This is a genomic window from Candidatus Methylomirabilota bacterium (assembly GCA_027293415.1).
Taxonomy (GTDB): Bacteria; Methylomirabilota; Methylomirabilia; order Methylomirabilales; family CSP1-5; genus CSP1-5.
Genome location: JAPUFX010000023.1, coordinates 1 through 10,163 on the forward strand (window position 1 = coordinate 1; position 10,163 = coordinate 10,163).

Annotated in this window: 9 protein-coding genes and 1 pseudogene; 8 read left to right on the forward strand and 2 right to left on the reverse strand. The window is 59.9% G+C overall.

Annotated features, from left to right (window positions below; genetic code table 11):
* Positions 1–638, reverse strand: a 638-nt coding sequence (locus tag O6929_01730) for an ATP-grasp domain-containing protein (protein ID MCZ6479116.1), incomplete at its 3' end; no start/stop codon positions are given.
* A gap of 24 nt (positions 639–662) precedes the next feature.
* On the opposite strand from O6929_01730, the gene O6929_01735 reads away from it, so the two are divergent.
* Complete coding sequence (locus tag O6929_01735; protein MCZ6479117.1) at positions 663–1,433, forward strand: HisA/HisF-related TIM barrel protein; 771 nt, start codon at positions 663–665, stop codon at positions 1,431–1,433.
* Between the two features lie 193 nt (positions 1,434–1,626).
* Here the strand turns inward: O6929_01735 and O6929_01740 are convergent, their stop codons facing one another.
* Entirely contained in the window at positions 1,627–2,115 is a 489-nt protein-coding gene (locus O6929_01740) for a 6-carboxytetrahydropterin synthase (protein ID MCZ6479118.1), read from the reverse strand.
* 107 nt (positions 2,116–2,222) lie between these two features.
* On the opposite strand from O6929_01740, the gene O6929_01745 reads away from it, so the two are divergent.
* From O6929_01745 to O6929_01775, 7 genes and pseudogenes are all read left to right on the forward strand, one after another.
* Positions 2,223–3,353, forward strand: a complete 1,131-nt coding sequence (locus tag O6929_01745; protein MCZ6479119.1) for an ATP-grasp domain-containing protein — start codon at positions 2,223–2,225, stop codon at positions 3,351–3,353.
* A 204-nt stretch (positions 3,354–3,557) separates the two neighbouring features.
* Positions 3,558–5,618, forward strand: coding sequence for a TonB-dependent receptor (locus O6929_01750; GenBank protein MCZ6479120.1), 2,061 nt, complete (start codon positions 3,558–3,560; stop codon positions 5,616–5,618).
* A gap of 86 nt (positions 5,619–5,704) precedes the next feature.
* Complete coding sequence (locus O6929_01755) at positions 5,705–6,490, forward strand: energy transducer TonB (GenBank protein MCZ6479121.1); 786 nt, start codon at positions 5,705–5,707, stop codon at positions 6,488–6,490.
* A gap of 369 nt (positions 6,491–6,859) precedes the next feature.
* On the forward strand, positions 6,860–7,228 hold the full coding sequence (locus O6929_01760) for a cupredoxin domain-containing protein (protein MCZ6479122.1): 369 nt from the start codon (positions 6,860–6,862) through the stop codon (positions 7,226–7,228).
* A gap of 73 nt (positions 7,229–7,301) precedes the next feature.
* Positions 7,302–8,012, forward strand: coding sequence for a cytochrome c (locus tag O6929_01765; protein MCZ6479123.1), 711 nt, complete (start codon positions 7,302–7,304; stop codon positions 8,010–8,012).
* 516 nt (positions 8,013–8,528) lie between these two features.
* Positions 8,529–8,990 (forward strand): annotated as a pseudogene (locus O6929_01770) (glycosyltransferase).
* Positions 8,990–10,163, forward strand: a 1,174-nt coding sequence (locus tag O6929_01775) for a carboxylate--amine ligase (GenBank protein MCZ6479124.1), incomplete at its 3' end; no start/stop codon positions are given. The pseudogene O6929_01770 and the gene O6929_01775, both read left to right, overlap by 1 nt.

Consider the following 10,163-nt stretch of genomic DNA (forward strand, 5'->3'; position numbering starts at 1 on the left):
AGGCTGGCAGGGATCCCCGCGATATACTGCTGGCAAAGGAAGGTTTGGTGTCGTGTGACCCGGCGCAGCCGTCGAAGGGCCGCAGAGGTTTCCGCCGGACGGTGGACCACGAAGACACCTTCACCCCCGGCCCCGTCGACCGGTTTCACCACTGCCGGGTATCCAAACGTTGCCACGTGTCGTGTCGGCTCGTCGTCAAAGGGGATGACGCGGGTGCGCGCTGTAGGGATCCCGCTCGCGCGAAAACGGGAGTCGGTCGTGGCCTTGTCTGCTGCCGCGACCACCGCTTTGCTGGTGGAGCCGAGGAGGAATTTCCCCTCGCCCTCCACTTGGGCACAGAGGTACGCCAGGACCCCGTCAGTTTCCGGTGCGATGAGCAGGACGGCTTCGGCCCAGTCGAGAAACGCAGCGAACACGTCGGCATGTCGCTTTTGATCGACGAGCGTGACCGGAAGATGGGTTGGGACCGCCGTGCGGAGTCGGGCATCGATCGTTGATCGAATTTCGTGACGTCTCAGGAAGAGAAAATCCTCAAGGATCGCCTGGAGCATGAGGAACCCTTCGCGCGCCATACGCGCTGGGAGGGGCTCACCGCTCAGTCCGCCACCGCTCACGTATTCGTAAATGAATATCCTCATGGCCGTGCTAGAATACCCCCCGCCATGCGGCTAATTCCGGTGCTCGACATCCGGCGAGGGATCGCAGTTCACGCGCAGCGCGGCGACCGCAAAAGATATGGGCCAGTGCACAGCTGTCTGACGTCGAGCGCGGATCCGCTCGTCCTGCTGGAGAAACTTCACGCGGCTCTCGGGTGTGATGAGGTCTACGTGGCTGATCTGGATGCCCTTGAGCAGACGGGGGATAACCTGAACCTGTTGACAGCACTCGCCACTCGCGTGGGCGAGCTTCAGCTGCTGGTCGACGCAGGGGTCCGTTCTACAGCGGATGCGCGTCGGCTGCTCGACATCAATGTGGCCCGGGTCATCCTGGCATCCGAGGCGAGCGCAGGCCCCCACCAGGTCGCTGAGATCGGGCACGCGGTGGGTTTGGAGAATGTCGTGTGCAGTCTCGACTTGCGGGAACGATTGGTCGTGTGGGGTACTCCGACGATTCCATGGCGTAGTCCCGACGACGCCCTCGCGTCCCTGGGTGACAGTGGGATCCGATCCGTGATCATCCTGGAGATGGACCGGATTGGCGCGGAGACAGGTGTGGACAGCCACTTTTTGGCTCCGTTGATCCGGCGATACCCGGAGATGGAGATCATGATTGGGGGTGGGGTGCGGGACGTCCAGGACCTGCTCATCCTTCAGGACATCGGGGCGGCGGGCGCCCTGGTGGCGACCGCCATCCACCGGGGAACGCTCTCGAGGGACGACTTGGCATTGCTTTCGGGCGGGGCCTCCCATGGCCCGGCTCAGGCAGGATCCTAATGCCGCACCAACTATTTCTCACTAACACATGTATCTCTGGTGCGGCACTTCCGCTAGGGGGGCAGGCCCCCCTTCGGCGCTCGGCGCTTGCCTCGCTGAGCACCCCCCAGGCGTAAGGGAGCCTCTCCCCTACAACCCCTCAGTGCCCCTGGCGGAAGCTCGCGGCGTAAAGAAAGAATGAGTTGGAGGGGCACTAGTAGCGCTCTTCGTAGACCGCAGCTTGGCCAAACGATTCCTCGACTCCCACACGGATGACGTCGAGATGGGCGGTCCGGAACCGTCGGTTGACCTCTTGCTTGAATTCCTTGCAAATATAGTGGGCGAGCAGTTCCGCGGAGGTGTTGCGGATAGGGAGGAGGACCACATCCGCAACGGGAAAGCAATAGCGGAAATTGCGGTATCGCGCCTCGATCGACCCCTCGACCTCATCGATCTTGAGGTGGGGGTTGTCCTTGGGCAGCAGCACTCGATGGTCCAGACGATCACAGATCGTCTTCAGGATCGGTTTGATCGCGAGGAAGTCCAACACGTAATCGTTTTCCTCGAGGGTTCCCGAAAGCTCGATCCATGCCCGGTAGTTGTGTCCGTGGACCCGCTCACACGCTCCATCGTGGAAGAGCAGGAAGTGCGCTGCGGCAAAGGTAAAGTTTTCTTTTTCCACCCGGATACTGAACTGCCCCATGGGGTGCTTACCCTCCGTGATGTGGTCTCGGGGGACCCACAGTTCTGGGCAACGATAACACACGTGTTTTGCCCGGGTCAAGACAAGGGGTGGGCGGGGGGTTGCGGATGAGGATTCTTATTACCGGCGTGAGTGCCAGAGCGATAGCCGAATCTGCCTACCGGGCCGGATGGGCCGAAAAAGTCTTAACTGTTGACTACTTCGGCGACTTGGATCTGAAGCGATTGTGCGAGAACTACTCCCTGCGGCGGGACGGGCGCTCTCGCTATAGCGTGGCCCGTCTGCTCACAACCTGTGATCGATTCCGGTGGGATGCGGTTGTCTATACCGCCAATCTGGAGAACTATCCGAGCGCCGTCGAAAGGCTGGCGGCGGCGGGGCGACTCTTGGGGAATGGCCCGCGGACACTGGCTGAAGTCCGGGATCCGAAAAAATTTCTGAATTGCCTCGAGCACGCTGGTGTCACCATCCCTCGGACGGCGCTTTCGTCTCAGGCGCCCGCCCTTTCCGGAGTGGTCCTTGAGAAACCCCGGAAGGGAGGAGGAGGCCACGGGATCGCGATGGTGTCATCCGGGGTGGGCAAGAGGCGTGGTGCCTACCTGCAGGAGTACGTTCGCGGCCTCCCCTGTAGCGTTGCGTTTGTTGCCGATGGTCAGCGGGCCACTCTCTTAGGTGTCTCGCAACAACTGATTGGTGATGCCGCCTTCGGTGCGGGAGGATTCCGATACTGCGGCAACCTTCTCGGCAAAGGACTACCCGGCTTGCCCAAGTTCGATCGTCTGGTAGGCCACCTTGAGGCGATCCTCGGTCATCTCACCTCGGCCTTTCACCTGGTAGGGGTCAACGGGATGGACTTCATCCTGCAGGGGAGTGAGGTCTATCCTCTGGAACTGAACCCGCGGTACACCGCATCGATGGAGCTCGTCGAGGTGGCTTATGGACTCAACATCTTCTCCACCCACATCTCAGCGTGCGACGGCGTCCTCCCCCTGTTCGACCTCCGACGCGCGCCAGAGGGCTACTGGGGCAAAGGCATCCTCTTTGCGGAGCGGGACGCGATCACCCCGGCGACCGACGACTGGTGGGAGCGCGGCATCCGTGATACCCCCTTTCCGGGAGAGCGTATTCGAGCCGGCAGCCCGATCTGTACGATCCTCGGCAGCGGGGCCGACCGGGAGACCTGCTATCGGGATCTCCTGAAGCGGGCCGAGGAGCTTCAACGAGAGATCTACGCGTAACTGTGGCCATTCATCCATCTTGCTCCCCTTAAGAGATACCTCGCCAGGCGTGGTGAGGGGCAAGGAAAATATTGGTTTCGAGGGCGTCCGTGACGCGCTTGACCGTATCTCTCTCCCTGTGATATACGTATGCACTTTCTCGTCCCGGCAAAGAATGGGCTCGGGTTTTCCCTGGCGTAGGACTGCCCCGAGAAGAGACCAGATGTGAAGGGGTGGCTCATTATCCTGGTGGTTTTCCTCCTTCTGGTCCCCGGCCCGGCCTGGGGGCAGGAGGAAGAGCCAGTCGTCCTGGAGGAGATCCAGGTGACGGCAGGCCGGGAGGAGGAAAGCACTTTTGAGGTCTCGACCGGCGTGACTGTCGTCGGTCCCAAGGAGGTCGAGCGCAGGGCTCCCGAGGTTCTCCCCGATCTCTTGCGAGGGGAAGAGGGAGTCTATGTCCAGCAGACTACGCCGGGCCAAGGAAGTCCGATCATCCGGGGCCTCGTGGGCTCATCAGTCCTCCACCTGGTTGATGGGATGCGCCTGAACAACGCGTTCTTCCGCAATGCCCCCAATCAGTACTTGGCGCTAGTCGATGCGTACAATGTAAAGCGAGTCGAGGTAGTGCGAGGACCCGCATCTACACTATACGGCAGCGATGCGATGGGGGGTGTGGTACAGGTTATTACCCCGATTCCCCGGTTCGAGGGCGTGGAGTGGCAGCTCGATGGGAGGGTGCTTGGACAGTTCGCCAGCGCTGATCTGTCCGGGCTGGCCAGGCTTTCGCTCGAGGCGGGGAAGGAGGGGATCGGTTTTAGCGGCGGCTTCACCTACCGGGATGTAAACGACCGCAGGGTGGGGGGTGGAGACGTGGTACCGTTTTCGGATTACACGGCCTATGCTGGCAACGCGAAGGTCCTCTTCGCCCCGGCCGAAAATCAGGAGGTGCTCTTCAACTTTCAGTTCCTGGAGCAGCCAAAGACCCCCCGCACCGATGAACTGGTGCCAGGATTCGGCCAAACTCAGCCAAGCTCTGCGGTCTTCTTCTTCGAGCCGAACAATCGGTTGTTTCTCCAAGGGAGGTACCGGATCCTTCAGCCCCTCTCTTTCGTCGACGTCGTTGAAGTGAACGCAGCATATCAGGAGATCAACGACGACCGAAGACAACGTAATTTCGGGAGCCCGGACGAGATCCGGGAAGAGAACAGCAGCGAGCTCAAGGGGGTGACACTGCAGGCAAGCTCCCATTGGGGGGAGTGGATGAACTTCACCTACGGGGGGGAGGCATACTTCGATAAAATCAACAGCAGCCGGATCAAGACTGACATTCAAACCGGCGCGACTGAAGTCGACCAGCCCCGGTTCCCTGACGGTTCCACCATGAACAGCTTCGGGTTTTACATACTGGATGAGATCCGGATCGTCCCGTCGCTGGTCGTCACCGTGGGAGGGCGGTTTAGCCACTTCGACACCGACCTCCCCGCCACGAATGGCGGGCCCAGCACGAGCCAGAGTTTTAACGATGTCACCGGCAGCATCGGCCTCACGTATGCCCTCACGCCAGAGGTCAAGCTCGTGACCAATGTCGGCCGGGGCTTTCGGGCCCCCAATGTCTTTGACCTTGGAACATTTGGTGCGAGACCCGGCAACCGCTTCAACAGGCCAAATCCGGATCTTGATCCGGAAAAGATTGTCACGGTCGACTGGGGGGTGAAGGTCCAGACCTCCCGTTTTCAGGGGGAGGCCTTCGGTTACTATTCGGACTTTACGGACAAGATCGAGTCGGTCCCGACGGGCGATCCGCCCATCGACGGGCGGATCGTCGTCAAGAACCGGAATCTGAATCGGGTGATTCTTTGGGGAGCCGAGGTGGGTGCTCGCTTTCAGGTGAGGGAAGACCTGGAACTATCCGGCAATCTCACGTACACGTGGGCGGAGGAGGAGTTTCCGAATGGGAGCGAGTTTCCGGCAGACAGGATCCCTCCCCTGAACGGCCGAGTTGCGCTCCTCTATTGGGCCCGTCCCACCTTGTGGGTCGAACCGTTTGTCCGGTTCGCCGCTCGACAGGATCGGCTGAGCCCACGAGATATCGCGGATCCCCGCATCGATCCGAATGGGACGCCGGGCTGGGCGACCATCAACGTGAAGCTCGGCTGGGACGCCCACCCGAACTTGGGTGTCCGCTTTGCTCTCGAGAATATCACCGACGCGAATTACCGCGAGCACGGTTCAGGGATTGATGCTCCAGGGATTAATGCCATCCTCTCGGTCGAGGGCCGGTTCTGAGTTCAAAAAGAGCCTTTCGTGTTTACTCCGGCGGTGGTAATATTCGGGGGTGCAAGGGGTAGGGTGTTGGGCATAGGCGGTCTGTTATGGCAGGGTGGACAAATCGTCTGAGCCGGATCTTTCTTCCGTGGGGTTCTTCTGTACTCCTGCACGCCTTGATCCTCTTGCTCCTGCCTTGGTTGGTTGTGATCTCCATCTCCCCTCAGGCTCAGCAGGCGGTAGAGGTAGAGTTGGTCGGCTTGCTCCCTGGGGGTGGTGGAGGGGCACCACGCTCCCAAGAGGCCCCTGGTCCTCCTCCTCCTCACACCCCGGTTTCGGCAAAAGCCTCGCCACCTTCCGTGGTTCCAAAGAAGAATAAAAAGGAGCCCAAACCGGTTGAAACGGTAATTAGTCCCGAGCAGCAAGAGACAGTGGCTGCAGTTGATGAAACCGAACAGCCGACCACCGGTAGCGAACCTTCGGAAACGACTGTGGCCGCCCCCACTGAAGGGCTAAAGGCGAAGGGGGGCAGTGCGGGGGCCGGGGCTGGCGGAATGGGGACTTGGCTCAGTGCGGTGCCTGGTCCGGGCGGAGGAGTCAGTGCCGGATTTGGAAGAGGGGGCATCGACTGGCGCCAGCTCCTGCGGCAGAGAATTGAAAGGGCCAAGCGGTATCCAGCGTTGGCGCGCCGGTTGGGGATGGAGGGGACTGTGCACGTGGAGTTTCGGATTGCCCGGGATGGAAGCGTCGAAGGGGTAAAGGTAGCCAAATCATCGGGTTATCCCGTGTTGGACGAGGCCTCGGTCCAAGCCATCAAGCGAGCCGTCCCCCTTCCGATCGTCCCCGGCAAAATCCGGGTCCCCATCTCGTATCTCTTGCACAAGGGACCATAGCATCCCGCAGAACTTTTCACGACCCTTCCGATCTTGCCTTGATCGTCCCAGGGTTCCTCCCCCCCTTAGACCTGCCCCAAATCCGGGGCAACCCCCACAAGACCACCGTAGTTTGATCTTGACACGGGCTAGGGCTGTTGGTTATAAGTGGGTCCCCTTAGCGGGCCCTCGAGGTATCGCGTAAGGGATCGAAGCATAAGGGTAGCTTTCCCCCCCGCAGGAAGTAGAGTTATGCATGCGGGGTTGTTAATAGTAACCTGGCCAACTTTGGGCACAACAATAGGTGGCGCACCAGACACTTTGACGCCCTCGCGGGTGTAGTATGGCCCGGAGGGTGTTTTTGTTTTCACGCCAGAAAGGAGGAGAACGATGACATTCACAGGGGCACGCGTGCTATTTCTCATGACCGTGGCCGTATTCTTTTTTGCGAACTTTGCCACCTCCACTGAGGCGGGTACGGTCACTCTAACCATTGTGAACGTCCAGACGCCGCAAGGAGTGAAAGTCTGGGTTCCTGAGTCGATCTACGCGCGTAAAGGGGACACGGTTACCCTCAAGCTCATTAACAAGCTCGACAAGGAACACGGCTACCAGATCGAGGCCTTTGGAATTAAAGAGGTTGTGCCTGCCAAGAAGAGTAAGACGTTCTCCTTCAAGGCGAACAAGGCGGGAATCTTCCGGATCAAGTGTCAGCTTCACAAGCCACATGTCGCCGGGCAACTGGTGGTCCTCGATTAGCAGAGTTGGTCTTCCAGCTGGCAGAATCCTTCTGTTTATTGGATTCGGCGCCATCCTTGCCTCGTCCTTTACTGTGACGGCCGAGTCACGCCCTGACCTTGCGCTCGGACGGCAGGAATACAAGGAACACTGCGCTATCTGCCACGGCCCCAAGGGCGATGGGCAGGGCGAGGCCGCCTGGGAATTTGCGACACCACCCCGGGATTTCACAAAGGGGGAGTACAAGCTCCGTTCCACTGACACAGGACAGCTCCCCACTGACGCAGACCTGATCCGGAGCGTCGTTCAAGGGATGCCCAGTACCGCAATGGTGCCGCAGGATCATTTGACCGAGGCGGAGGTCCGGGCGGTCGTGGCGTACATCAAGACTTTCTCGCCAAAGTTCGCGACGAACCCCTCACCGGAGCCGATTCCTATCCCACCCCCGCCCCCCCGCACGCCCAATGTCATCGCCCGCGGCCGCCGCGTTTATGATAAAGCAGAGTGTGCTGAATGCCATGGGTCTGGGGGACGTGGGGACGGCCCCTCGGCACCAGACCTTTCTGTGAAGCCGGCCGACCTCACCCGCCGACCGTTCAAGAGTGGACCGACGCCGCGCGACATCTTCCGAAGTATCCTCACCGGGTTCGATGGGACGCCCATGCCCGCATACTTCCTCACGCTCGAGGATGAGGAGCTGTGGGACCTCACCTACTATGTGGACTCTCTCGGAAGTCCGCCCGAGGTGACCGAGGACGAACGAATGGGATGGCATGTGGAACGCATGCACCAACGACGTCGCTAGCAATAGTTCAGGTCGCAGTTTGTGCTTGACAGGGGGGAGGCCTGTTGGGATACAAAAAGGATGACGCCAGGCGACGCTTCGCGTTGTCGCGTGGGTAATCGACCAGGGGAGCGATGAGCTCTCGGTAGGCAGTGCGATGGATCCGGGGTAACTATAGCCCCCCGGCCACCCCCTGGCACAATCGACGGCGCACCAGAGATTCAGACGCCCTCCCGGGCGGAGCACGGCCCGGAGGGCGTTTTTATTTAAGGTGGCTTTACCGCACCCGCTGGCAGGCAGAGACGGTAAAGCCGCCCGCTCCCGCCCAAGGCTAGGGGTGTGCGCTTCTGTCCTGGGGCCGAGCGTTTTTACTACGTTACTAGTGCCGCACCAACTATTTCTCACTAGTATTCCGCGCTGGTGCGGCACTTCCGCTAGGGAGGCAGGCCCCCCTTCGGCGCTCGGCGTTCGCCTCGCTGAGCACCCCCCAGGCGTAGGGGAGCCTCTCCCCTACAACCCCTCAGTGCGGTTCTCCCAAGTGTCCTCGACCCGAGAGGAAGGCGCGAGGGTATCCCGGTGACGTTGATGGAAGCAATGGCCTGCGGTTTGCACGTTATCTCAAGCGATCTCTCCGGCATACCGGAGCTGGTGGAAACGGGAGTGACGGGGATTCTGACCCGCCCTCGTGATAGCCACGCCATAGCAGATGCTTTGGAGAGGCTCAGCAAGTCCCCAGAGATCCGTTCCCGGATGGGGCAGGCAGGCAGAGAGAACGTAATCAAGGAGTTCAATCTGCACAAGAACACTGCCAAACTCGCAGAACTGTTTTGCGCAGTTCAATCCAGTCCCACGAACCCTGCGACCGCCCGCAGGTTCTTCTCCGGCTCGGTGATAATGCGGGGTTGCCCTGAGAGATCCGTAGTCGACTTCCGGGCACCGATGTCCCTACCGCCAGGTGCCAGCATCCACAATACCAGATCTGAACCTGCGGATGAGTGATGTTTAAGAATAGCTCGCAATCGAATCTTCAGGACAGTACATCACCCAAAGCCATCGTCATCGGCTTAGACTGCGTGACAGGGCTGCAGACGGCGCGCATCCTGGCCCGTCATAATGTCCCGGCCATCGGGATTGCCCAGGATCCCGAGCACTTTTGTTGCCGGACCAACGTCTGCGAAAGGATTCTTACTGCGGATCATGAGACCGATGAGCTTATCCGTGCGCTCGAAACCTTGGGGCCAGAGCTAAAGCACAAGGCTGTCCTCTTCCCCTGTACCGATTTGAGTGTGTTACTCATCTCTCGGCACCGCCAGCGACTGGAGGGCTGGTATCACGTCGATTTACCTAACCCAGAGATTGTCGAGATGCTGGTGGATAAAATCAGCTTCTATAGCTACGCGCAAAGAGAGAGGATACCGATACCGCCTACTTTTTTCCTTTATAACATGGTAGACGCTGAACAAGTGGCGGAGAAACTGAACTTCCCCTGTATTCTAAAACCACCCCTGAGAACGCCAACTTGGACGCAGCGTGCAGCGGCCAAGGTGTACAAAGCAAACAACGCCGAGGAGTTTCTTGCGCTCTGCGATCGCTGCGCGGGATGGTCCAAGGGGTTGGTGGTGCAAGAGTGGATTGAAGGTACCGACGCCGATCTCTACACTTGCTATTGCTACTTCAACGCTGACTCAGAGCCGGTCGTGACTTTCGTCGCTCGTAAGCTCCGGCAGTGGCCGCCACAGATCGGCAGCAGTAGCCTCGGAGAGGAATGTCGCAATGATAGGGTCCTCGAGGAGTCGGTTCGGCTGTTCAAGAAGGTCGGCTATCGGGGCCTTGGTTTTGTCGAAATGAAGCGTGACAAGCGTACCGGAGAGTACTTTATCATCGAGCCCAACATTGGCCGGCCCGGCCTCAGATCCGCCATCGCCGAGGCTGGTGGGGTGGAATTGCTCTATGCCAAGTACTGTAACACGGTGGGCTGGCCATTACCGCCCAACCTCGAGCAAAAGTACGGGACGGTGAAGTGGATCTATTGGATGCGTGATCTTCAATCCGCCTTCTCCTACTGGCGGCGAGGGGAGTTGACGCTCAGGGAGTGGTGGCGATCCTGCCGCGGTCGGAAAGTGTCGGCCGTATTCTCCTGGAGCGATCCGGCCCCTTTCCTGGGCGATCTCC

Coding starts and splice junctions, on each gene's coding strand:
- O6929_01755 (MCZ6479121.1), top strand. CDS start 5,705: ATGGCAGGGTGGACAAATCGTCTGAGCCGGATCTTTCTTCCGTGGGGT.
- O6929_01740 (MCZ6479118.1), bottom strand. CDS start 2,115: ATGGGGCAGTTCAGTATCCGGGTGGAAAAAGAAAACTTTACCTTTGCC.
- O6929_01745 (MCZ6479119.1), top strand. CDS start 2,223: ATGAGGATTCTTATTACCGGCGTGAGTGCCAGAGCGATAGCCGAATCT.
- O6929_01735 (MCZ6479117.1), top strand. CDS start 663: ATGCGGCTAATTCCGGTGCTCGACATCCGGCGAGGGATCGCAGTTCAC.
- O6929_01760 (MCZ6479122.1), top strand. CDS start 6,860: ATGACATTCACAGGGGCACGCGTGCTATTTCTCATGACCGTGGCCGTA.